General features: G+C 61.1%; 17 protein-coding genes and 2 pseudogenes. 6 read left to right on the top strand and 13 right to left on the bottom strand.

Translation table 11 applies throughout. The annotated features are described in order from the left end of the window. Positions 1-484 precede the first annotated feature (484 nt). The 9 genes from AC1DPX_RS34635 to AC1DPX_RS34595 form a co-directional block, all read right to left on the bottom strand. Positions 485-1,153: a hypothetical protein gene (locus AC1DPX_RS34635; RefSeq protein WP_477242473.1), complete on the bottom strand. Its 669-nt coding sequence runs from the start codon at positions 1,151-1,153 to the stop codon at positions 485-487. A gap of 503 nt (positions 1,154-1,656) precedes the next feature. Beyond that, positions 1,657-2,331: a helix-turn-helix domain-containing protein gene (locus AC1DPX_RS34630; protein ID WP_477242471.1), complete on the bottom strand. Its 675-nt coding sequence runs from the start codon at positions 2,329-2,331 to the stop codon at positions 1,657-1,659. Positions 2,332-3,125: 794 nt separating this feature from the next. Then, entirely contained in the window at positions 3,126-4,292 is a 1,167-nt protein-coding gene (locus AC1DPX_RS34625; protein WP_477242469.1) for a Gfo/Idh/MocA family protein, read from the bottom strand. 70 nt (positions 4,293-4,362) lie between these two features. Continuing rightward, positions 4,363-6,003 carry a GMC family oxidoreductase gene (locus tag AC1DPX_RS34620; protein WP_477242467.1) on the bottom strand — a complete coding sequence of 547 codons (1,641 nt, stop codon included), beginning with the start codon at positions 6,001-6,003 and terminating at the stop codon, positions 4,363-4,365. Then, positions 5,993-6,652: a gluconate 2-dehydrogenase subunit 3 family protein gene (locus AC1DPX_RS34615; RefSeq protein WP_202358447.1), complete on the bottom strand. Its 660-nt coding sequence runs from the start codon at positions 6,650-6,652 to the stop codon at positions 5,993-5,995. Before AC1DPX_RS34615 ends, AC1DPX_RS34620 begins: the two co-directional genes overlap by 11 nt. 103 nt (positions 6,653-6,755) lie before the next feature. After that, entirely contained in the window at positions 6,756-7,718 is a 963-nt protein-coding gene (locus tag AC1DPX_RS34610; RefSeq protein WP_477242465.1) for an ABC transporter permease, read from the bottom strand. Continuing rightward, complete coding sequence (locus AC1DPX_RS34605) at positions 7,715-9,247, bottom strand: sugar ABC transporter ATP-binding protein (RefSeq protein ID WP_244730765.1); 1,533 nt, start codon at positions 9,245-9,247, stop codon at positions 7,715-7,717. Before AC1DPX_RS34605 ends, AC1DPX_RS34610 begins: the two co-directional genes overlap by 4 nt. Positions 9,248-9,409: 162 nt before the next feature. Then, a complete protein-coding gene (locus AC1DPX_RS34600; protein WP_477242463.1) occupies positions 9,410-10,534 on the bottom strand; it encodes a substrate-binding domain-containing protein in 1,125 nt (374 codons plus the stop codon). A 79-nt stretch (positions 10,535-10,613) separates the two neighbouring features. After that, positions 10,614-11,447, bottom strand: a complete 834-nt coding sequence (locus AC1DPX_RS34595) for a sugar phosphate isomerase/epimerase family protein (protein ID WP_202358449.1) — start codon at positions 11,445-11,447, stop codon at positions 10,614-10,616. A gap of 133 nt (positions 11,448-11,580) precedes the next feature. On the opposite strand from AC1DPX_RS34595, the gene AC1DPX_RS34590 reads away from it, so the two are divergent. Together AC1DPX_RS34590 and AC1DPX_RS34585 are read left to right on the top strand one after the other, a co-directional pair. Then, entirely contained in the window at positions 11,581-12,984 is a 1,404-nt protein-coding gene (locus AC1DPX_RS34590) for an ROK family transcriptional regulator (protein WP_202358450.1), read from the top strand. Positions 12,985-13,282: 298 nt separating this feature from the next. Continuing rightward, positions 13,283-14,152 carry a substrate-binding domain-containing protein gene (locus AC1DPX_RS34585; protein WP_202358451.1) on the top strand — a complete coding sequence of 290 codons (870 nt, stop codon included), beginning with the start codon at positions 13,283-13,285 and terminating at the stop codon, positions 14,150-14,152. A gap of 866 nt (positions 14,153-15,018) precedes the next feature. On the opposite strand, the gene AC1DPX_RS34580 is transcribed toward AC1DPX_RS34585, so the two are convergent. Beyond that, positions 15,019-15,408 carry a response regulator gene (locus tag AC1DPX_RS34580; RefSeq protein WP_477242461.1) on the bottom strand — a complete coding sequence of 130 codons (390 nt, stop codon included), beginning with the start codon at positions 15,406-15,408 and terminating at the stop codon, positions 15,019-15,021. Continuing rightward, complete coding sequence (locus tag AC1DPX_RS34575) at positions 15,405-17,264, bottom strand: PAS domain S-box protein (RefSeq protein ID WP_477242459.1); 1,860 nt, start codon at positions 17,262-17,264, stop codon at positions 15,405-15,407. The genes AC1DPX_RS34580 and AC1DPX_RS34575 overlap by 4 nt, the downstream gene beginning before the upstream one ends. Positions 17,265-17,841: 577 nt before the next feature. Here AC1DPX_RS34575 and AC1DPX_RS34570 point away from each other — a divergent pair. Next, positions 17,842-18,574: pseudogene (locus AC1DPX_RS34570) on the top strand (aldehyde dehydrogenase family protein); the annotation flags it as partial. A gap of 561 nt (positions 18,575-19,135) precedes the next feature. Here AC1DPX_RS34570 and AC1DPX_RS34565 read toward each other — a convergent pair. Together AC1DPX_RS34565 and AC1DPX_RS34560 are read right to left on the bottom strand one after the other, a co-directional pair. Beyond that, positions 19,136-19,789 (bottom strand): annotated as a pseudogene (locus AC1DPX_RS34565) (amidohydrolase family protein); the annotation flags it as partial. A gap of 290 nt (positions 19,790-20,079) precedes the next feature. Then, the gene (locus tag AC1DPX_RS34560; protein ID WP_477242457.1) at positions 20,080-20,982 is read right to left on the bottom strand and encodes a LysR family transcriptional regulator; all 903 of its coding nucleotides are present in this window, start codon (positions 20,980-20,982) and stop codon (positions 20,080-20,082) included. Positions 20,983-21,090: 108 nt separating this feature from the next. On the opposite strand from AC1DPX_RS34560, the gene hglS reads away from it, so the two are divergent. The 3 genes from hglS to AC1DPX_RS34545 form a co-directional block, all read left to right on the top strand. Next, positions 21,091-22,491, top strand: a complete 1,401-nt coding sequence (gene hglS, locus AC1DPX_RS34555; protein WP_477242455.1) for a 2-oxoadipate dioxygenase/decarboxylase HglS — start codon at positions 21,091-21,093, stop codon at positions 22,489-22,491. Positions 22,492-22,500: 9 nt separating this feature from the next. Continuing rightward, positions 22,501-23,916 carry an FAD-binding oxidoreductase gene (locus AC1DPX_RS34550; protein WP_477242453.1) on the top strand — a complete coding sequence of 472 codons (1,416 nt, stop codon included), beginning with the start codon at positions 22,501-22,503 and terminating at the stop codon, positions 23,914-23,916. A gap of 22 nt (positions 23,917-23,938) precedes the next feature. Then, a partial coding sequence (locus AC1DPX_RS34545) for an aldehyde dehydrogenase family protein (protein WP_477242451.1) occupies positions 23,939-24,213 on the top strand: 275 nt, incomplete at its 3' end.

Genomic DNA, 24,213 nt, shown 5'->3' with positions numbered 1-24,213 from the left:
TGAATTCGGAGATTGTGGCCATATAGTTACGCCATCACGAACACGTGACCGTCAGGAAGCGAGCAGAAGTTCAATCCAGCTGGCAGCAGCTCACCGCCCTATTTTCGAGCAGGAAGGTGGCCTGGTCATGTGAGAACGCCCGCTGGATCGCTGCCGGTTTCTGCTGACGCTGTTCTCGTCTTTCGGGCAGACGTTTTTATCGGTCTGTCGGGAAACGAACTTCGTAGTTCCTTCCATCTGTTAGGAGGAGGATTCGGCCTGCTTGACATTGTGGCAACCTTGGCCAGCGCTGCCACCTTGCCGTGGCTTGGGCGCGCGCTCGACCTCATGCCCGCCTGGAAGGTGGTGCGCTTCAGCATGCCCGCGCTCGCAATCGTCTGCGAGACAGCGCGCTCTTCGATGTGGCGATCGATAGCAAGTTGCGCGGCTGCGATGTCGTCAGCGCCGCAGTGCCAGTCGTGACGGATGTCGGCCTTGACGATCGTCAGTTTCGGATGCGGTTTTGCTCGGTGTGCGCCAACGGTTCGCCGGCGAGCCACGGGTCGGGTTTGAATTTCGAGAGCGGCAGGTCGTCCAGCCGCTTGTCGATTTCAATTTCGTGCACGCGGATTCCCTCGCCACCGAACTTTGCCAGTATGTCCTGTGCTTCGGTCTCTCTTTCGGGGTTGCGCACGCGCACCCACAGGACGATGCCGCCTGACATAAGCTGCAGTTCCAAGTCTTCGGCCTGCTTCCTTCCAAGCAGGTGTATGGCCGTCGCGCCGAATCCCGCGCCGACGGTCCCGGCTGCGACTGCTGCAGCGGCGACGAGCGCCAGGCTGCCCCCCGAGGCGATCACGCTCATAGCGGCGCTTGCAGCGCCCAGATAGAACAGAATGCCGGCGACGCCGGCGGTCGCGGTCGTGATATCGTCGCGGGCGATATAGGCGCGCCGCGGCGTTCCTGGAACGTCGGCGATTTCGTCAGACGGCACATAAACTGAGCCCAGTCGCTTCCGAACGGTTTCGATATCGCCCATGACGTCGATATCACCGCGGTCGAACCCGGCTTGGAGCAATGCCTCGATTGCGTTTTCCAGTGTTTCCTGGCTCTGGAAGACCGCTGCCACCTCCCGGACCTTGTGTTGTGCGATGACATTGTCGTTTGGATCCATGGCGGCGTCTCCCAATCAATCGGCGGACTGCCGAGTAAAACTAGCGAACGAGATTACGGCAGCAGCGCGCGGCGCGCTTTGACGGTCGTCATTTTGCTTATGGAAAATTGTCCCAAATCTATCGAGGGACTCCTGGGACTTCGGCGATAAGCGGAAAACCTTCGGATGGACGGTCGCCGGTCCACCGGGGTTGCTCTGTTCGCGGCTACGCGGAGCGGCCGATGCAAAGATTGGCAAATAGCGAGATGGGAAAGGCTTCGGCGCAGATCGCAGCGCTGAGCCCGCGCGAGCGCGACGTTCGAACAGCCGCTTGCCACCGCCATCCCAAAACGGATCGCCTAAGACCTCGTATCAGCGTGCGTATGGTCGAAGTCCACCGCTCACATGATGCGCCGGCTGCGCGTGCGTAGTCTGGCCGCAGGCAGTGACCCTTCTGGTGCTGGCCCGGTTCCGAGGCGAAGAATAGCGTTAACATACCGTTTTATCGGCAGCAGAACAACTGATCACCGATCGACGCGCCGGGTCAGTCTCACCCGCCTCGGGCCTTGCAAGGAAATGGCACCACGCTGCTGTAGCTCCGTAAAAACACGACACACCGTTTCGACGGAGATTCCAAGCAGATCCGCCATGTCGTAGCGCGAGATCGGAAGCGCAACCCCTTCGTTCTGGGCCTTGGAAATCCGTTCGCAGAAATAGATGAGAAAGGCGCGCACCTTTTCCTTGGCGGTCATCGTGCCGACGATCAGCATCTGCTCCTGGAGCCTCTCGATTGCTTCGAAGCTGCGCATCCGAAGCTCACGCGCTAGAGCGGGATTCGCATCGGCAAGCGCCTCGAGACGCTGGCGCGGATAGCACTCTATTGATGTTCCGTCGATTACGGACTGGACCCCGAACCGATGACGGTTGTGGGGGGTGAAACCGAAGAAGTCGCCCGGCAGGTGGATCTCGACGATTTGCCTGCGCCCGTTGGCGTGTATGATATATTTTCGGGCCGCTCCAGACACGATGCGGTACCAGGTGTCGCTCCTATCTTCCTGACTGTAGATTTCCTGCTCGCGCCCAAATCTCCGTACGCGGGCGATGGAAGGAAGCGCCTCCGGCTCGCCAGCGTCGCTCTGCTGCTGGTCCCGCCAAGCGAGTGACTGTCCAGTGTATTCCGAATTTTGGTGCTCAAGCATTACGCGAGTCCCTTTTTGCTTGGCCCTGCGACCCTCAAAGAAGCATCACGATCGGCAATAATCTTTACAAAGGAAATTCGGGGACTTCCCGTATCGTAATATCCCTTAATCCGAGGCGAGCGCCCCGCTGTCCTCCGGCACGAACGCCGGTCAAGGACTCCTCGCGATTGGTCCCTCAGATAACAACATGCTCCTTCGCGGCACATTTCGCGAAAGGGCAGTTTCGTCGGCAAGGCGACGTCGCAGCGCATTTTGAAACATCAGCGACCGTCGCCGGCTTGCTGGGCTCGGCATCGATTAGTATCAGGCTATCGATGGCAGGGCCCCGGAAGCGCAGTACCCCAGTCGAAGCACGTCCAATGGCAAGGAAGTCCGGCATGCCATCAGCGTCGCGTGGTCACCCTCGACCGCAAGATGATCGGCTTTGGCCATCTGTGGCGCGGTGCAGCGTAGGCCGGCACCGAGCTGGTGCTGAAGTGGGGCAAGGACGGCATGGCGATCGACGTTGCGGCCCAAGCAATTGCACTACCGTTCCTTTCGCTGGAACGCGCCGCGGCTTCTTGGCAGCCACAAACTGGCAGGCCCCCTACCTGACGATCGGTCCCAACGCTGCCGGTCCGCTTACGGCCCCGACGCCTCCAAACCGCAATGTGCCTCAAGTCGGTCATAGTCAGGACGATCTGCCCAATCCCGAACCGGACATAGTGATCTGGGCTTCTGAAGATTGAAAGCCGGTGGAGGCCAGTTCGTTCTTACAGCATGGCGCTGATTGACCGTGATGCGCAGGGCACTCATCACAATCTTGTCCAGACGCCTCCTGCAATCGACGAACGAATAGCGGCGTCGATGAAAGCCAGGCCCTTGACGCCATCGTCGACGGTTGGGAACAGCGTTTCGGGCGCAAGCGACCTGCCCGGGCGCATGGCGACGATCGCCTCGGCGACTTCACGATACAAGGTGGCGAAAGCTTCAAGGTAACCTTCAGGATGGCCAGCCGGAACGCGCGAGGCACGTCTGTTTGATTCATCTGCGCCGGCGCCGTTGCGGGTAATGATTTGCCGGTTCTGGTCGAGCGATGACCAGACCAGCTGGTTCGCGTCGCGCTGCGTCCATTCCAACGATCCCTTCGAGCCATAGACGCGAAGACTGACCTCATTCTCGTTGCCGATGGCGACCTGGCTGCACCAGAGACTGCCACGCGCGCCGTTTTCATAGCGCAGCATTATCTGGGCGTTGTCGTCAAGCCGCCGTCCCGCCACGAAGGTGGTAAGCTCGGCACATAATGCGTCAGGCTCGAGCCCGGTAACGAAACCTGCAAGATTGAAAGCATGGGTGCCAACGTCGCCAATTGAGCCGCCCGCGCCCGAGCGTGCTGGATCCGAGCGCCACTCGGCCTGCTTGTTGCCGCCGTCCTCGAGTTTCGTCGCCAGCCAGTCCTGCGCGTATTCGACCTGGACGATGCGGATCTCGCCCAGGTCGCCGTTGCGGACCATGGCACGGGCCTGCCGGAGCATCGGATAACCGGTATAGGTATGGGTCAGCGCCACGACCAGCCCAGAAACCCGCGCGGCCTCCCGTAGCGACAGTGCCTCGGCCAGCGTCGTCGTCAGCGGCTTGTCACAAATGACATGGATGCCGGCGTCCAGAAAGGCGCGGATGGCCGGCGCGTGCATGTGGTTCGGGGTGACAATGGAAACCGCTTCGATGCCGTCGTGGCGGACGGTTTCGCTGCGCACCATGTCAGTGAAATCGGCATAGCTGCGGGTCGCGTCGAGGCCGAGCAGCGCAGCGGATCGTGCCGCGCGCCCCGCGTCCGAGGACAACGCTCCCGCGACCAGGTCGTAGCGGTCGTCGAGGCGGGCGGCGATGCGGTGCACCGCGCCGATGAAGGCTCCTTCGCCGCCGCCTACCATCCCCAGACGGATGCGGCCACGCCTTCCAGCGAAACGGTTGCCGCTCATGGCGCTCTCCATTGCTGGGGTCGACCGGAGACGTGGCTGGGGGCAGACTTTGGCGGCCTCCAGCAGGCCATCACGCAGCCGCGCCCCGTTCGGCGATGATCTTGTCGGCGACGCGCCAGGCATTGGCCATGATGGTCAGCGTGGGGTTGGCGCCTGTGCCTGTCGGGAAAGGCGATCCGTCCACTGCGTAGAGGTTCTCGACTTCGTGCGCCCGGCACCATCTGTTGAGCACCGACGTTGCCGCGTCATCGCCCATACGTGCCGTGCCGTGCTGGTGCGAGCAATTGCCGGTGACGCGGTCGGCATAGACCTTGCGGATGGTCAAAGCGCCACTGGCCTCCAGAATGTCGGCACCGCGATCGATCAGGTAGCGTCCTTGGTCGAGATCGTTCTGGTGCGGCTTCAGTGTCACGCGCGCGACCGGCAGCCCCCAGGCGTCGACCACCGTTTCGTCGAGGTCTATGCGATTGTCGTGCTGGGGCATGTCATGCAGCACCATGGCAATCGCCAGCGAATGGCTGAAGTGGTCGCGGTCGTTCTTCTTGGCCTCAGCGCCCCAGGATGGCGTGCCCGGCATGCGCCAGTTGATCGGCAGCGGGATGCCGACGCCCGCCACCGCAATGTGCCCGCCGGAGACGAAGCCGCGCGATGCGTCGTGCTCGTAATGTTGAAAGGTCGAAGCGCTGACATAGCCGCCGCCGGCCCAGGCATAGACCGGATCATCATAGGTCCCGACCGCAGCCGAGTATTCGTGAAAGGTAACGTTGCGCCCGACCATGTCGCTGCCATTGGCAACGCCGGTCGGGAAGCGTCCGGACTTCGACAGCAGCATCAGGCGTGCGGTTTCCATTGCGCCGCAGGCAAGGATGAAGAGATCGGCCTCCTGCTCTATCGTGTCGCCATCGGCGTCCTGGTAGATCGCTGCCTTGATGTTGCCTTGGCTGTCCAGAGTGAGTTCGCGAACCACGCAGTCCGGCCGCAGCTCGAAATTGCCGGTTGCAACGGCGTCCGGAATGAAGACGTTGAGCGCCGACGAGCGCGTTCCGGTCGGGTCTCCGTGCTGCTGTGCAAAAGCGCTAACCACCGTCGCCTTGCGACCGTTGAAAGGGCGCGACAAGGCGGCCTGCGGCGTCGGGAAGGCGTTCCAGCCAAGCGCGTTGCAGCCCTTGATGAACTTCTGTGCATAGCGCGACATCGGCATTGGCGGACACGGATAGCCGCCCGAGCGGTGCGACTCGAATTTGTTGGCGCCGGGCTGGCCGGACACGCCAAATGCCCATTCAACTTTGAGATAGTAAGGCTCGAGCTCGCGGTAGGTGATCGGCCAGTCGGCAAGGCTGGTGCCCGGCAGGTCGCCGGCCACGGTGCGCAGGCGGAAATCGTTCTCGGTGAAGCGCGGCAACCAACCCTGCCAGTGGACGGTGCCGCCGCCAACCATCTGCGGCACCGGGCAGAACATTTCGGAACGCGCGTCGTCTGAGGCGGTCTCGCGCCACGTGCGCGGATTGAGGATCGGGTCCGGCCAAAGATTGTAGCGATTGATGTTGGCGAGTTCGTCACCGCCAAAGCTTTCCTTCTTCCGCCACGGCCCCTTTTCGAGGGCCACGACCTTGATACCGGCTTCGCAAAGCACCTTTGCTGCGGCGGCGCCGGACGCGCCGGCGCCAATGATCACGACGTCGGTTCTCGCGGGTTTAGTCTTATAGGCCATCGTGGAACTCCCTGACCTTATCGGCTTCGCCTTCGGCGAAATACTGCAGCGTGGTGTAGCGGCCCGTGTGGACATCTTTCAGCGAGGCGGGGCCAGGAAAGCCGATTACCTCCCAGCCGATCCGGTTCCTGTTGCCGCCATAGATGGGGTCGGCATAAAAACCCTGGCGCGTGTGGGTGACCAGCAGCGGCAGGAAATCGAGGTCGACCTCTGTCGAGGTCTGCTGCAGCGCGGGTTGGGGCGAAACCGGGCCAGCGAGCGCGTCGTTGACGGCGAGCGTCGTCGGCGCACCCGTGCCGGCCTGCTCCAGTTCGTGGAGGATATCGTCCTGCTGCTGTGCCGCCAGCGCGACGAAGTCGGCCGAGAATCTCTCGTGGGCACGGGCATCGAGGTCGAGCAGTCCGGCGACATAGCGTTCGCGCATGATTTCGATGCGCTGCATCCACGCCTTGGCCGATGCGCCTTCGAGAACTTCGAAGCCTGAGCCGTCGGGCTTGGCGAAGATGTAGCCGATACCGGAGAGATAGCGGTCAACGAAGTCCACGCAGCCGGCTTCGCGTGCGCCCGGCGTGTCGTCGGTTGGAATTATGCGGGCCATAGCGGCCTCCACCGTGGCGCGCTGATGCGGATTGAAGAAGGTGTCAGACATAGCATGTCCCTTGCTGCAATTATCTTTTCGGGCCGACACGTCCGGCCAGCGCGCCACAAGCTTGCTGCCTGGCAAAGCCCGCCTGCGTTCTTCCGCACTCCGCCTAACGCTTGCGCGTTTGGCTGATGGCGACTGCGATGATGATGATGGCGCCGCGGGCGATCAGCTGCTGGCTGAATTCCAGTCCCATCAGCACGAGGCCGTTGTTGATCAGGCCGATCATCAGCGCGCCCATGATAGAGCCGACCACCGTGCCGGCACCGCCGAACAGGCTGGTGCCGCCAAGCACGGCCGCGGCGATCACCGAAAGCTCGTCGCCTTCGCCGAACTGGAAGCGGCCGGAATGGAGACGGCCCGCATAGAGCATGCCGGCAAAGGCGGCCGCCACGGACGACAGCATCAACACGCGGAACTTGATAGAGGCGGTGTTGACCCCGGAGTAGCGTGCCGATGTCTCGTTGCCGCCGGTGGCCAGCACGCGCCGCCCGAACGTGGTGCGTCGAAGCACGATGTGGCCGGCGATGCCGATGATTGCCACCCAAATCAACAGGCTTGGTATCGGGCCGAGGTTACCGGCGCCGAAGATCGCCGCGTAGGGCTTGCTCAGTATGGGGATCGCCGCCGTGCCGCTGATCCACATGGCGACGCCGCGTGCGATGCCCATCATGGCCAGCGTGGTGAGGAACGAGGGAATTCCGATGCCGGTGGTCAGCCAGCCATTGACGGCGCCGACGACGACGCCGGTGCCCAGGCCGTAAAGGATGCCGCCGGGGATGCCGAACTGGTCGATGCCTATTGCAGTGGCGACGGAAGCGAGGCCTGCGACTGCCCCGACCGACAGGTCGATCTCGCCGGTGCTGAGCACAAAGGTCATCGTCACCGAGACCACGGCGATGATCGCGGTCTGACGGATAATGTTCAACAGGTTGTTGGGGTCGAGAAAGCCCCTGTCGCCCAGCGTAGCGGCAAAGACGAGGAAGATAACCACGAAGCCGATATAGATGATGTATTCACGCCAGTTGGCCAGTGCCGAGAATTTGCTCGCTGATGCGGCCGTGTCGGTCATTGGATAATTCCTCCGCGGGCTTCCTGCATGAATTTGTTGAGTTTCTGTTCGGCGTGCTGAAGACTGTCGATCGAGTCTACCTTGGCGGCGTCGTCGAGATCGTGACGGGCGATGTCGCGCACGATGCGGCCTTCCGACATCACCAGGATTCGATCGCAAGCGGCGAGCAGTTCCTGCAACTCCGACGACAGCACCAGGATTGCCTTGCCGGATTTGGCGAGGTTGCGGATCAGCGTCACGATCTCCGATTTCGAACCGATGTCGATGCCGGCGGTTGGTTCGTCGAGGATCAGCACCTCCGGTTCGGTCGCCAGCCATTTGGCGATGACGACCTTCTGCGCATTGCCGCCCGACAGCGTCCTGATGGTCGCTTTGCGCGAGTCGGTTTTGATGCGCAGGCGCTGGATCGAGCTTTCCGCCAGTGCCGCCGACTTGGCGCGATCGACCCATGTCTTCGTCGAAAGGCGATCAAGGTTGGGTAGGTCGATGTTGCTTTCCACCGAATGGAAGGCGACGAACCCCTGACGGGCGCGGTCTTCCGGCACCAGCGCAATGCCGGCGTCGATGGCATCTCGCGGCTTGGCGATCGAAACCGCCTTGCCTTTGATCCGGATCTCGCCACTAGTCATCGGCTGGACCCCGGCCAGCACGCGCGCCAGCGACGAGCGGCCACTGCCCAGCAGGCCAGCGACGCCGACCACTTCACCGCGGCGAAGCGTCAGATCGATACCGATCGGCTTGCCGGAGCCCGAAAGGCCGCGTGTTTCGAGCAGCACTTCGCCGATAGTCGCCGTCTCACGCACCACGTCGGAGAAGCCGCGAGAGCGTCGGCCGATGATATGGGCGATCATCGATTCCAGCGTGAATTCCGACATCGGCGCGGTGATGATGTGCTTGCCGTCGCGCAAGATGGTAGCGCGGTCGGCTATGCGGAAGATCTCGTCCATGCGGTGCGAGACATAAACGATGGCGACGCCCTGGCCGCGAAGCTGGCGCACATATTCGAACAGCCGCTCGACTTCGTTCTGCGACAGCGCAGTGGTTGGCTCGTCCAACACCAACACCTTGCACGGTTGCGAGGTCGCCTTGACGATCTCGGTAAGCTGTCGGTGTCCAGCCGGAATGTCGGAGACCTTGGCGTTGGGGTCGATCTCGACGCCCATGCGCGCGAAAAGCTTTCGCGATTCGGCCGCCGCGGTTCTGTCGTCGATGAGCCCGGAGTTGGTCCTGATCTCACGGTTGAGGAAGACATTCTGCGCCACCGTCAGCGTCGGAATCAGGCTCATTTCCTGGAACGCCATAGCGACACCGGCATTGCGCGCTGCCTCGGCGGTGAAGGTGGCTAGCGGCACGCCGCCGATCTCGACCGTGCCGGAGCTTGGCGGTTGCACGCCGCGCAGAATCTTCAGGATTGTCGACTTGCCGGCGCCGTTCTCACCGAGCAGTGCGTGCACTTCGCCCGGGCTAACGTCGAGATGAACGTCGTCAAGCGCCCGGACACCGCCGAAACGCATGCTGACATTTCGCATTCGGACGGCTTCGGCTGCGTTGGCAGTGTTCATGACAACACCTAGGGCAAAACAAAGGTTGCGTCGGGTGGGACGAATGGTTCGGCCTGCCGGACAGAAACGTTGCGCTTCTGCTCGAACTCGGCCGAACCCATCTCCACCGGGAGGACCTGTCTGCGAAGCCTACTGCATGCTTTGCTTGATCTTGTCGGTGACCGGCTTGTGGTAGACCTGCTGCCAGGCATCGGCGAGATTGGCCTTGGTTACCGGCAGTGCCGGCAGCGCGACATAGGCCGGCGCCTGCTTGCCAAGCAAACCGTAGCCGGCCAGCATTGCCTCGGTCACGCCCTGGTCGTAGGGCCGCTGCGCTGACAGGCCCTTAACCGGACCGCCGCTCGCCATGTTGATGGCGACGTTTTCGCCGAGGTCGCAATTGACAATTACCAGGTCGTCCCGGCCATTGGTGAGAGCGGCGGAGATGACGCCTTCTGCGGGCACATCCCACACTGCCCAGATACCCTTGATGCTGGGATTGGCGACGAGCAGGGCGCCTGCCGCCTTCTCGGCATCGCCTGAGAAGTCGGGACCGCCGATGCCTTGCTCGGCGACGACGTGGATGTCCGGATAGTTCTCGGCCAGCGTCTTCTTGACGGCGTCGTAGCGCTGTTTGGTGACGAAGAAATCGGCTGCATGGAAGATCAGTCCGACATCGCCCTTGCCGCCAAGAGCCTGTGCCAGCAGGTGCGCGGTGGCGACGCCGTTGCCGTAGTTGTCAGCCGAGACGGAGCTGACGTAGTCCTTGCCGGCTACGAAGCCTTTCGGCACGTTGTCCATGAAGACGAGCTTGGCGCCTGCGTCGGCCGCCGCTTTGTAGGCCGCTGCGGTCGCGACCGGGTCGGTCGGAATCGACACGATGATATTGGGCTTCTGGGCCATTACGGTCTCGAGGTCGGACACCTGCTTGTCGGGCTTGAAGCCCGCGTCGGTAACGGCGACGACTTCGATACCCATGGTAGCGAACTGCGCCTTTAGGCCTTCGATTTGCGCCTGCGACCAGTCGTTGCCGGCATAGTGCATGACAATGGCGGCCTTTGCGTGCATGTCCTTGATCTTGGCGAGTTCCTCATCGGTGAACTTCACGCTCGAGGCGGCTTCCGGCTTCTCGCCGTTAGGTCCGAGGCTCATCACATGCTGGCCGATCTCAGTCAGCGCCTGGGCAGGATCGATGGCATAGGCGGCGTTCGAGGCGAGGCCCAGGCCGAGCGTCAGACAGATTGCCGTCGACCGAAGCAAGGTTTTCATGCGCATGGTGTTTTCTCCCTGATATTGTTTGGTTTTCGTTATTGCAGTTACAGACGCCTCCCGGCGGCAACGCCGGTCGGCAAATTCAGACTTTCGCCAGTTCCGCTTGCACAAAGGCGTGGCTTTCCCGCGCTCCGGCGGCAGGATCGGCCCAGGCGTCGAGTTCGTTGCAGATCCAACCCGTGTAACTGATGTCCTTCAGGGCCCGGATCACGGCGCCATTGTCGCAATCGCCCCGGCCGACCGGCACGAAGGCGAACGGGTCGCGCTGCCATCCCTTGAGGTGGACGTAGGAAATGCGTGACGCGTGCTCGCGCACCATAGCTGCCACGTCGCCTCCGGCAGCGGCCAGATGCGCGGTATCCGGACAGAACCCGATCGCGGTCTTGCCGAAGATCGTCCGAACCTCGTCCGGGTTCTCGACGATGGTGGAAAGGTGGGGGTGGTAGTGAGCTTTCAGGCCGTGCTGCGCAGCGATTGCCATCACCTTGTCGAGCGCCGATGCCAAAGCATCGTAGTCGCTTTGGCGCGTCCCGTCGTGGCGCCGCGCGCCGCCGCCAACAACCAAATGCTCGGCGCCGAGCGCCCGCGCTGCGTCCGCCGCCTTGGTGACGCGCGCCAGTTCTTCGTCAAGGATGTCCGTGAAGATGAAGTTGCCGCCGGCATAGATCGAGACAAGCGACAGGCCGGTGTCGGCGAGGATATTGCGCATGGCGGCGTAATCGTCGCCTTCGTTTTCGACGACATTGCCGTCGAAGAACTCAATACCATCATAGCCCGCTGCTGCAATATCGCGCGCGGCCTCTGCCATGTCCCCGAACGTCCGGTAGGCCAAACGGTTGATGGAGGTCACACCAACGGCGTCGCCCCCAAGCGGACCCCAGCAATTGGCGTGATAGGCCAGCTTCCAAGCAGTCATGGCGTCTCCTCCCGACACGGCCCAAATGCTTTTGTATTTGCAAACGTATCTTTAGTTGATAAAATGCAAAAGTCAATTAAGTTTTCTGTGTCAGCGACAAAATAGGCATTGCGTCTTCCGAAAACGCTCGTCCATGGTGGACAAGAAGGAGCAATCGGCCGTGGCAAGGACTGGTTTGGGAGGCACCGCAGTTGCGGATGCAGATCGATCCGGGGAGACTGGTTCTCCAGCGGCGGCCGACCGCGTGAGGGCCCTTGAAGCCGAACGCCAGAGTCTTGTTTCGCTTCTTAACATTCTGCGCTCCAGTGAACCTTGCACGCGTCTCGACCTCGAACGAGAGGCCCGGCTCGGCCGCGCCGTGGTCACGGACCGGCTGTCGACGCTTGCTGCCTTCGGCCTTGTTGACGAAGGCGGTGTCGGGCGCTCAATAGGCGGGCGCGCGCCGCGTCTGGTGCGGTTCCGATCGGAGGCCGCGCGCATTCTGGTCGCCAACATCGACGGCGACACCATCGGCCTTGGTCTCGCCGATCTGGACGGGCGGCTCATCCTTGAGCACTACGAGGATTTCGACGCCGCTTCCCCAGCGCAGGCACTGTTCGATCGGCTCGAGGCGCTGTTCAACTGGTCGCTCGGCAAGGATGGTGCTCCGCTGTGGGCGATTGGTCTGGGAGTGCCGGGCGCGGTAGAGCAGAAGGACTCGAACAGCCTCGCGATCCCTAAGCTTGGCGCTATGCCTGCGTGGGACGAGGCGAAGCTTCTGGAGCGTTTGATACAGAGGTTTCAAGCGCCAGTCTGGGTGCGGGGCGCCGTGCAGATGGAGACGATGGGGGAACTAAGCGCCCTGTCAGCGGAATCCGGGCGCGACATGCTCTATGTCGACCTTGGCTCGGATATCACCGCCGGCATCGTCGTCGACGGCCGCCTGCATCGTGGCGCGCAAGGCATAGCCGGACAGATAGGGCATGTTTACGCCGGCGAGCCGCACAAACGCATTTGCGGTTGCGGCAATGTTGGCTGCCTGCAAACCGTCGCCGGCTGCGATGCCATTGCTCAGGCCGGCCTGCTAGCGGCAGAACAGGGGCAAAGTCGCCTTCTCGGTGAAACGCTCGCCGCTACCGGGACGGTGACGGCTGCCGACATTGGCACAGCGGCGCGCCTTGGCGACCCGTTCTCGGCCGATCTGTTGGCGCAATCCGGACGGCTGATCGGCACCGTCCTGGCGACGCTGGCCAATATCCTCAACCCGTCGATGATCGTTCTTGGCGGCGAACTGTCCCAGACGGGAGACATCTGCCTGGCTGCGATCCGCGAGGGAATATACGGGCACGCGCAGCCTCTCATCAGCCGCGATATCCGTATTGTCCATTCGCGCATGGGGCGGTCGGCTGGACTTGTCGGCGCCGCAGCTGTCGCCGTGACTGAACTGTTCGCCCCCGCGTTCCTCGGTGAATGGATCGTATCGGGCACGCCGCTAGCCCACGCCGGAGTCACCAACTTGCTGGCTGCTGTCGAGAAGACGGCGACAACAGGCAGTTGAGCGTGCAGCCCACCCGACTGGCTGTCGCGCGGTCGCCGCGATCAGCCGCGGCGCTTGCAAACCCCAACCCCTGCGGTAGGTTGATTCAATACAGCTGCCCGCAGAGGTGGCGGGCGGGAGGAGCAACGGGATGCTGAGAACTGATGTGGCAATGCCACCCGGATGTGTGTTGCCGGTTTCGTCCATCGCGCGTCCGCTGGTGGCAGGCCTGGGGCCACATGGCGAACGGCCGGCATCTCCCGAATTGCTGCGCCTGTCTGCCGACATGCTGGAGCGCGCCAGGGAAAGAGCCTTCCGCGTGGCGATCGTGCTGCATACGACCGCTTCGGACTGGGCCCAGCGTCAGATCGCGGGCATCAAGGCAGGCTTGGAGCAGGCGGGCGCCATCGTCGTCGACATCGTCGATTGCGGCTACGACGCAGCCGCCCAGATCGCAGCGATCGAACGGCTGGTGCAATCGAAGCCCGATGCCGTGATCAGCATCCCCGTCGGAAGCACGGCCGTGGCCGCAGCTTTCCGCAAACTGGCGGCTGCCGGGATCAAGCTCGTCCTACTCGACAACGCGCCCTCCGGCCTGCTTCAGGAGACCGACTATGTAAGCGTCATATCGTCGGACAATTTCGGCCTCGGCCAGATCGCCGCCAGTCTGATTTCGCCACACATCCGGCGTAACGGCACAGTCTGCGTGGTCGCCTACAATGAAGACTTCTTCGCGACGGCGCAGCGCGAGATCGCTTTCGGCAAGTGGATGCGGCACGAGCGCCCGGACATCACGCTGACGCAGCTGAAATTCGAGGTGCCGGCAAATGCCGGAAGCGCAGTTGGCCCGTACCTCGATGCCAATCCCGATCTTGACGGAATGTTCGTCGTCTGGGACGAGCCAGCAGTTGCATCGCTACCGGCTTTTTCTGGCCGCTCCCGGATCCCGGTCATGACCACGGTTGATCTCGGTAGCGCGATCGCTGAGGCCCTTCTCGGAGGAAAGATCGTCAAGGGAGTTGCCGCGCAACGCCCTTTCGAACAGGGCGAGATCGCGGCCATGGCCGCGATTGTCGGGCTCAGCGGCAATGCTGTGCCGCCGTGGATTGTGCTGCCGGGGGTAGCCGTGACCTCTGGTAATGTCGCGGAAGTCTACAAGCATGTTGGCGGCGCTCCCAATTTCTATTGAGCCGACGTTACGAGAGGTTAAACGAACGCCTCATGCAACCCTGTCGATGGCCTGAAAGATCATATCGATGCAGGCGCGGTTGGATGGTTTTCGACGTCTGGCACTTCGTCGGGAGCAAATCCGACCTTGGGTGTCGAGAACAATTTCCGTCGGCACTGGATCCATTCCGGCCACCTACGACGGGCCGCTTGAACTCCAGCCTAGTGTACCCGTCAAGGCAAGTTGCTATGATCGCAAGTTCCCCGGTGACGGCGAGTTCCCGAACGCACCCATTGTTTCCGTACTGGCGCCCAATGATGGCCTGAACCAGATCAGGCACGAGGTCTTCTCGGCCATACTGGCGGATGAGTGCGGAACAGGTCAGCCGCATCAGTGCGGGCTACTCTGAGCGCGGCTGGCCCTAATATGCCCGCGATGGCATTGCCATGACCACTATCCCCGCCTATGCGCGATTGTGGTAGCTGCGCTTCTGTTGGCGGTGCCTGGCATCCGCTGTGCCGCTGTCGTAATTGCAAGGGAAGCGTGCATCAGGGCGGCAAGGCCTCGGTAGCAGCGCATGGTTCCAAAAACCCTTGTGAAACTTTTGCGGTCATTGAGTCGGATGAGATCGGATATTTGAGAAGGGCGCGGTCTGGATGGCGGCTTTCTAAGCGACCTAGCCAAAAGCCGTCCGTCTGAAGTCGGCCCCATAGCTGCCCGTCAGGAAAGCGCCTTATGTAGGACGTTAAGTCCCATTTCGGCGTTGTCCAAAAGCAGACCTTACGAGTGCCTAGCGCCAGATTAAGATCTCGACTCATGTCGGCCATAGCCTACCGTTGCATCGCACACGAGCAGCTCCGGGTTCGACCGGATAGCAAATCCTCAAGTTACATGCTGAGGGGTTCTGTCCCGCCTGGCTCATCTGAGAGAGCGAGCCGCAACGAATGGTCTAACTTCTCCTTGGAATAAGGTTTGGCGATAATCGTCGATCCTCTCGCGAAGTCTGCCGCACCATTTCCGTATCCGGTGGCGCACACAATCGGAATGCCTCGCAACCGTAGTGCGTCGGCAACGCGGTCGCTCCGCTCCCCACGAATGTTCAAATCCAAGACAGCCGCGTCGATTTCGTGGGTTTCGATCATCGCAATCGCGCCGTCGATGGTAGTGGCGGGCCCGATAACAGTGACCCCAAGCTCAATCAAAAAATCCTCGGCCAGCATGGCAATGAGGGATTCGTCTTCTACTATCAGAACGCGTCGGCCTGACAGTGCTGTCATTGGGGAAGCCCCCCCTCTGCCAAGGGGGCATCGATAACGCAGACGAGGCCCTGAGGTTGGAAATCCATCGCGACCTCAGCCTCGAGATCTGCGGCCAAGCCGCGCTCAAGGAGGCGAGAGCCAAAGCCTCGCCGGGCCGGAGTTGAAACTATGGGGCCACCGAGTTCGCTCCAAACCAGCTTGAGCCTCGGCTTGGGTTTTTCGGTACGAAACCACTCCACGGAAATCTTTCCGGCCTCGTTTGAAAGGGCGCCGTACTTCACTGCGTTGGTCAGCAATTCATGGAAGGCAAGCGCTAGGGAAAGAGCTTGGTTGGGCTGCAATCGAATTGCAGGTCCAGTTGTCGAAACCCGGTTGGAAAACGCGCCGCGAATTTGAAGGCTGTCGCAAACAAGTTGGTTCAATGATGCATGTTCCCAACTGGTCTGCGTCAGGATGTTGTGTGCCGCCGAAAGGGCCATGAGGCGGCCTTCGAACGCGGCATGAGCATCAGTGGCCTCCGTTCCTCTGAATGTCTGATGAGCAATGCCCTGAACTACCGCCAGAGTGTTCTTCACACGATGGTTGAGCTCGGCCATCAGCAGTTCTCTTTGTGCCTCCGACCGTCGTCGCTCGCTGATATCCACCACAGAGGCGAGCGCCATCATTCCTTCGCTCGTCTGAATTGGGCTGAGCCCAATCTCAACCGGCACCTCTTTTCCATCTTTCCGTCGGGCATAGAGATCCCTGCCAGCACCCATTGGGCGCGCCTGCGGGAAACTCCCATACCCGCGGCGAAAAACCGGGTGCGAGCTACGATAGCGATCGGGGACCAGCATCTCGATACCTTGCCCGACCATCTCCTCCCGCCCATAGCCGAATAGAGCTTCTGCATGAAGATTGACGAGGACAATGCGCCCGTCCTCGTCTGTCATCACCATGCCACTTGGAGCCGCCTCTACAGCCGATCGAAACCGCTCCTCACTGTGGCGCATCGCGATCTCTGCCCGGTCACGTTCCGTGACGTCGACATTTACCCCGATCAACCCGCGAAATATCCCACTTGGGGAGAAGTGAGGACGAGCAGTTGTGAGGAGAACCCGGTACTCCCCCTTGCAATTTCTGTAGCGACCCTGAACTGATACGGCTGATTGTGTAGCCAATGCTTGCATCATTCGGGCACCAATATCGGCGGCATCATCAGGATGAATGGTTGGGTGCCAATTGAACGTCGGGACATCCTCGGTCTCGACGCCCCAGAACTCCCGAAGCATGATGTTCAGATTTGTGCATTTGCCCAAGGCGTCACAGGTCCAGATCATGACCGGAGCGTGTTCCGACATAAGACGAAACTGTTGCTCTGATCCTCGCAACTCATCTTCGGCAACTCTTCGGGCCTGTTCTGCTCGCGTCCGCTCGAGATAAAAACCAATTTGTCTGGCAATTGTCGTAGCGAGATCGATCTCGTGGCTCGCAAAAGCATGCCTTTGTTCATAGTAAGTCATGAATTTCCCCACCACTTCACCCTGGACCGTCAAGGGAATGAACGCCAAGCCTACGATGCCTTCGCTGGCAATCGTCTCTTTGACGGCCTCAGGTTCATGCGTTTCAGCAATGTGTGAAACAAAAATAGCCTCGGGGTTGCGTTCGCCGACAACCCAGGGCGAGTGCCCTTCCAGCGCCTTTCTGTAGCTCTCGGATAAGCCGCGCCAGGCTGCGAAGCGCATCACGCCTGCTTCATCGAAGAGCAACATGGAAGCGCGACGGCAGCCTAGACCGTCACGAATGGCATCGAGGCCGGCTTCAAAAGCTTCGTGGCTCGACTTTGCCCGGTATAGTCGATCCGTCAGCACGTAAAGTGCGCTGAGTTCGTCCAACCTCTCTGTGAGCTTCTCGCTGCCCCCGCTTAACTGCAACGCCGACCCTCCCTTTGGCGAATAGTTATTAGCAACGATGCATAGAACGCCAACGGATCATTTTCGTTCCGATCGCTTAACTCGGCAGTTCGTCGTAGGCGACTACCGAGTAGATTCCCAATCGCGCCTGCAGGCCGCAACGTCGATCTAGCCACGGCTGCCATCATTCTCTGGCATGCCAACCGGAGCGGTGGGTCCAGCAATTTCACAGAACATCCTCGACCGTCCTCTGGTGCCATATCGACCGGGAGCAACTTCAAAATTTCCGGCCTCTTCGAGATTTGTGGCATAGTAGGCGCATGCAGATCTCGGGCATTGGAAGGATCATCTTCTGGTCTGGCGGAAGTATTTGGATCGGGCAGGCAGTTGGCCCGATTGAGCGTCACGCCCACCATGCCATTCAGGTCAGCATGGGCCTGTTTGATCGCGTGCAGTTCCGAACGAGCGATGCGGCAGATTGGGTATCCTATGGCGCGGCTTACATTTCGTCCGACTTGCCCCACTTGTTCCAGGCACCTGGGAAGACAGTTGCCAATCTCTTTTGCGAGCCGCCGCGACGATCAAGCGGACACATCTGGAACTTGGAGGGAAGGCGCCGGTCATCGTTTACAACGATGCAGATCTCGAGGCCGTGGTGCAAAGCATACGTACTTTTGGCTTTTATAACGCGGGACAGGACTGCACGGCCCCGCGTCGCATCTATGTGCAGGACGGGGCGTATGAAAACTTCGTCACAGATTTAACTGCGGCGGTTTCTACCATCCGTTACAATCAGGCCGACGACACCAGCAACGGAGCGCCAACGGGACCGAGTCGCAAGTTTCGTTGAGCGTGCGGGCGAGCAAAAGCACATCGAGATCACCACCGGTGGTGCCCGCGGTGGGAAAGAGGGTTTTTTCTACCAGCCTACCGTCATTGCCGGTGCGACCCAGGAAGACGAGATTGTACGGCGCGAGGTCTTTGGGCCAGTCGTTTCAGTTACCCGTTTCACGGACGACGAACAGGCCGTGGATTGGGCCAACGACAGTCACTACGGACTGGCGTCCTCGGTTTGGACGAGGGACATCTCCAAAGCGATGAGTGCCGAGTCACGGCTTCAGTATGGCTGTACCTGGATCAACGCTCACTTCATGCTCGCGACAGAAATGCCCCACGGCGGTGTTAAGCAATCCGGATACGGCAAGGACATGTCGATTTATGCGCTGGAGGACTACACCTCAGTGCGCCATGAGATGATTAATGCCGCGCCGGGAACCGAGCGGGCGTCCTGAAGCAAGACAGGATCTGTTTTTCATCCGTTATGCTGCACGCCTGTGGCTAGGAATAGCAACTGGTCTATGCATTTGGGATTACGAGCGCTGGTTGTCGCGAACGTCGGCTATCGGGCAGCGAAAGGGGTTACTGAGAGGTGGCTTCTGGTCAGACCACGACGATGCCACACCAAACCTGAATGTCAGCTGTTGCATTTTCCCAGCCCGAAGCTGCCGGTCTACTCTCGGCCCAATTTCGGTCATTCACTACTAGGGAGTTCCTGGCGACCTGCGGCTACATCGGCGATATCTCGAGCCTGAATTACTCGCGGTCATCATCCTTAGGTTCGCCAGACCATACGAGAGAATACGAAGGAAACGGCCTGGCGAACCATCCGCTAACGTATTGATTTTCTGTAAAAAACGCTGACCCTCCGGGCCCACCATAACCATTGATTTTGTTGGTAAAAACGTGGGTTTGCCCACAGGTCGCGCGAACTGCCTGAATGCGACCAAAGGCGCCTCCCTTATTCGTTCCGGGGGTCCTTTCTCACCGTACGATCCGCAACTTCGCCCGCCGCCTCATCTGATCGCGCTTTTCCTCACGCTCGTTGATCGCTCTCGCGATATCGACAGCGATCTGCGCGGTCTATCGGACGCTGCCATCCTTCGACTGCTCAAGCGGCTCCAGGTCATCGCCAACTTGTCCACGGTCGAATGAACATCTTCCTTCCGAGCGCTCGAAACAGCGATGTCGTCAACCTGACCCGGTATGAGCCTGCCCTTGACCTTCTCAAGCTTCTGCGAAAACGCGCCATATTCAGTATAGACCTGAAGCTCCTCTTCAGTGCTGACGCGCTCGCGCGCATCCATCACCGTTCCTTTGCCGGTTTTGCGTGTCAGCATGGAATAGATGTTCGGATAGGGATTGGGATGACAAACCGGTGAATCGCTGCCGGTGGCCGGTTTGAACCCGAGATCCTTCCAGGTCTTAAGCGGATAGCTTGAAAGTGCCCGTTCGCCGCCAAGAACGGATATGTAGGCGTCGCCGAAGTCATGGATGAACACCTGCTGTGGGCATGGATAGAGCCCGGCCCGTTTCATCCGCTCATGCTGTTCGGGTGTGGGAAAGCCGCAGTGTTCGATGCGGTGTCTCCGATCCTGATCGGGATGCACCGCCAGCGCCTTCTCATAGGCCGTGATGAGCTGCCCGATCACGGCGTCGCCAATCGCATAATCGCTCGCCGGCAGCACCCATGCCAAATTGGTTTTCCGTCCAGTTGAGGGCCTCGGCGTCAAACTGCAGACGTCGATAGCAACGGCGGGAGAGCCGACCCGTCCGTCCGGCGTCCGGTTCCTGGCGACCGCAGTTTCCTGTTTGAACGGTGAGGCCGGTCGGAAAGAGGCGTCCCTGCCGATGGCATTGCTGTAGCGGGCACAAAGAGGACTGCACTCATGATCGCCGCGGCGATGGCGCAGGAGCAGGGCTCGCGAAGAAGCCACGCAATTTTGCGCCCTGCCAGGCTTCAGCTGCTTGTCACGATCTGGCTCATCAGCCACGCGACAAAATGCTGGCTCGTCGCCGAGGGCGTCTTCGCTTCCGGCAGCACGACGTAGTAACTGTTCTCCGTTTCCATGGGCAGGTCGAGAACGACCTGCAACTCGCCGGATTGCAGCTCCTGCTCGATCAGGTAGCGAGGAAGTAGTGCATAGCCCATCCCCGCGACCGCGGCTTCGATGATCATTGAAAACTGGTCGAAGCGGTGCCCCCTGTAAACGGACTCGCCGGACAGTCCGGACCATTCCAGCCATTGCGACCAAAGCCGCGGACGCGTCGCCAGATGAAGCAGCGGTTGGTGGAGCAGATCGGCCGGCGTCAACCTGGCCCCGGACTCCAGGAGCGCGCCACCGGCCACCGGCAGGATCGATTCACTGCAGAGATAGGTGCAGGTCGCTCGCGCCCAGACCGGCTGCCCGTAGTGGATCGCCATTTCGAAGCTCTCGTCCTCGAAGTCGAATGGCGCCGACCGCGAGCCGACATTGAGGATCACGCCGGGGTGCTGGCGCAAGAAATCAGGCAACCGAGGACTGAGCCAGCGACTGCCGAATGTTGGCAGGGTGGCTATGCTCAGGCTCGATTTTGCATCGGCTGACGACATCGCCCGCAGCATTGTCTCTTCGGATTGCTGCAGAAGTCTTCTTGCTTCCGGCAGAAAGCGCCTGCCATCTTCTGAAAGCACCACGCGCTGGCGGATGCGCTCGAATAGCAGCGTGCCGAGATGGTTCTCCAACTCCTTGACCTGACGGCTGACCGCACTCTGGGTCAGGTTGAGCTCCCGGCCGGCGCGCGTGAAGCTTGCATGTCTTGCCGCGCATTCGAACGCCTGTATCGCGATAAGGTCGGGTATCAGCTTTCTGCTCAAGATCATGCGTACCTCGCATCAACTTAGTCGAAATCATCGTGATCTTAGTCCTGAGAAATCCGGTATCACTATTTTCAGGAATGATCTCCACTTTTTGGAAAGCGAGACCGCACCGTGCAAAACGCTGTTTTCGTTTCATCCGACGACCTTCGTTCCGCCTTCTCGGCGGCCATGTCGGCCATGTATCGGGACGAGGTTCCAGCCTACGGCACGCTGATGGAGCTGGTCGCCGAGGTGAATGCCGAAGTGCTGGGTGCCATGCCGGCGCTGCGCCGGCGGCTGGAGGAGACGGATTCGCTTGAGCGCATTTCGCAGGAGCGGCATGGCGCGATCCGGTTGGGGACACCGGCTGAACTTTCCATGATGCGGCGCGTCTTCGCGGTGATGGGCATGCATCCAGTCGGCTACTACGACCTCAGCGTTGCCGGCGTGCCTGTCAATGCGACGGCTTTTCGCCCGGTGGGCGCCTATCCGCTCAGCCGCAATCCGTTCCGCGTCTTCACCTCCTTGCTCAGGATCGACTTGATTGGCGACAGCGTTTTGCGGGCTGAAGCGGAAGCTATCTTGGCCGCCCGCAAGATTTTTACCGATGGCGCCGTGGAACTGATCGAAAAGGCCGAAAGGCAAGGCGGCTTGCTTCGGCAGGATGCCGGGCGGTTTGTAGCCGAAGTACTTGAGACGTTCCGCTGGCACGATCAGGCCTGTGTCAGCATCGGCATGTATGAGAGGCTGCATCGACAGCATCGGCTGGTTGCCGATGTGGTTTCCTTCAAAGGTCCCCACATCAACCATCTGACACCGCGCACGCTCGACATTGACGCGGTGCAGGCCGGCATGCCGGGGCGTGGCATCGAGCCCAAGGCGGTCGTCGAAGGTCCTCCCACGCGCCAATGCCCTATCCTGCTTCGGCAGACATCGTTCAAGGCGCTGGACGAACCGGTCTCGTTCAAATCCGATACCGGCGCCTGGACCGCTGGCTCGCACACGGCCCGCTTCGGCGAGATCGAACAGCGCGGCATTGCGCTGACGCCGAAGGGCAGGGCGCTCTACGACCGCCTTTTGGAGACCACGCGCGAGGTTGTCAGGCCAGCAGCCGACGGATCGAATGCCGCTGCCTATGTCGAGGCGTTGACGCAGACGTTCCAGCGGTTTCCCGACACATGGGATGGCATTCGCGCCGCTGGCCTTGGCTACTTCAGCTATTCATTGACAGAGCGAGGGCGCGAAGCCGGCGGGGTCGGTGAAAAGGACGTCGCTCAGCTGGTGGCGGAAGGTTTTGTCGATTTCGACCCGATCGTCTACGAGGATTTTCTTCCCGTCAGCGCAGCTGGCATCTTCCAGTCCAACCTGGGCGATGAGGCGACTGATGACTTCGTCGCCAGCCCCAATCAACGTCGCTTCGAAGCTGCTCTCGGCGCTGCCGTGCTCGACGAATTCGAGCATTACGCCGCTATCGAGCAGGCGTCGATCGAGCATTGCCGGCATTTGTTGCGCAACCTGCAGGCAGCGGAGTAGGCGGTCGGCATGATCGGCGAGCGGCACAAGGCGGCGTTGGTCGAAATCCTCGGCGACAAAGGTGTTGTCGAGGATTCTGCCGGCATGGCCGGCTATGAGAGCGGTGCCCGGTATGACCAGGGCCGTGCAGCGCTCGTGTTGCGTCCGCAAACCACGGCCGAGGTGTCGGCTTGCGTTGGCTACTGCGTTCGAGAGGGCATTCCCTTCGTTCCGCAGTCAGGCAATACCGGCCTGGTCTGCGGCTCGACGCCGGACGCCAGCGGCGCGCAAATCGTGCTCAGTCTCGATCGGATGACGCGACTTTTCGAATTGGACGCCGACAACCGCTCGCTGCATGTCGATGCCGGCACGAGGCTGTCGGACATCAATGGGCGACTTGCCCGCAGTGGACTGTTCTTTCCGATCGACCTTGGTGCCGATCCGTGCATCGGCGGCATGCTGGCGACCAACACCGGCGGCTCGCGCTTCCTCCGCTATGGCGATGTGCGCAAGAACACGCTTGGCTTGAAGGTGGTCTTGGCGGATGAGGCAGGCACGATCGTCGATCTGATGTCGGGGCTGCGCAAGAACAACACCGGCGTCGACTGGAAACAGCTTTTCGTCGGAACCTCCGGCGCTTTCGGTATTGTCACCGAATGCGTGCTCAACCTGGAGCGCCTGCCACGGCAGGTCTCGACCGCCTACCTGGTACCGCGAGCCGGCGCCGCCGTTATGCCCCTGCTGCGCGTGATGGAGGAACGGCTCGGTTCCTATCTGTCGGCATTCGAAGGCATGTCGAGGAATGCGATCGGCGCCGCGTTCGACCATGTGCCGTCGCTGCGCAATCCGTTCCACAACGGCGCTGTCCCCGACTATGTTATCCTCGCCGAAATCTCACGAAGCTGGGCGCCGCGCGCGGACGAGCAGCCGCTGGATGGCGTCCTCGAAACGGTGCTGGCCGACATCTGGGAAGAGGACGGCGCACCGCTGGCCGACGCCTTTGTCGGCCCAGCTCACGAAATGTGGGCGCTGCGCCACGCTCTGTCGGAGGGCGTCACGCACGCGGGCCGGCTGGTGGCTTTCGACCTGTCGTTTCGCAGGGCCGACGTGATGGCGTTCCGCGACTGGATGAGGGTTGAATTGCCTCGGCAATTTTCCGGCGTTGATATTTTCGACTTCGGCCATATCGGCGATGGCGGTGTGCATTTCAATCTGGTGGCGGGCAAGACCAGCCCGGCCGATGCCGTTTTCGAGCAGCGGCTGCGCGACTGGGTCTATTCGGCGGCTGTCGACCGGTTCGGCGGCAGCTTCAGCGCCGAACACGGCATTGGCCGCAAGAACCAGGCCTATTACGATCGCTACACCCAGCAAAAGAACAAGGACCTTGCCGCTGGCCTGAAGCGACTGACGTCGCCAGGCAATCTCGGCTCGGTGTCTTTTGGATAATCAGGAAACAGGAGCTCCTCATATGAATATTGCAGTTAAGTCGTTGGATGTGGCCAAGGAAACGGCCGAGCTTCTGGCGAAACTGGGTGTGGCCAAGGACACGCTTGTCGGCGGCGACCTGATCGTGCGCAGCCCGGTGACCGGTGAGCAGATTGCGGCGCTGAAGACCATTTCGCCCGCCGATGCGGCCAAGACCATCGATGCCGCGCACAAGGCATTCCAGTCCTGGCGGCTGGTGCCCGGCCCGAAGCGCGGCGAACTGGTGCGGCTGCTCGGCGAGGAATTGCGTGCCCACAA

This window comes from Mesorhizobium sp. 01N446, assembly GCF_056399285.1.
The sequence above is the reverse complement of the archived record's forward strand: the minus strand, read 5'-3'. Positions and strand labels throughout refer to the sequence as shown.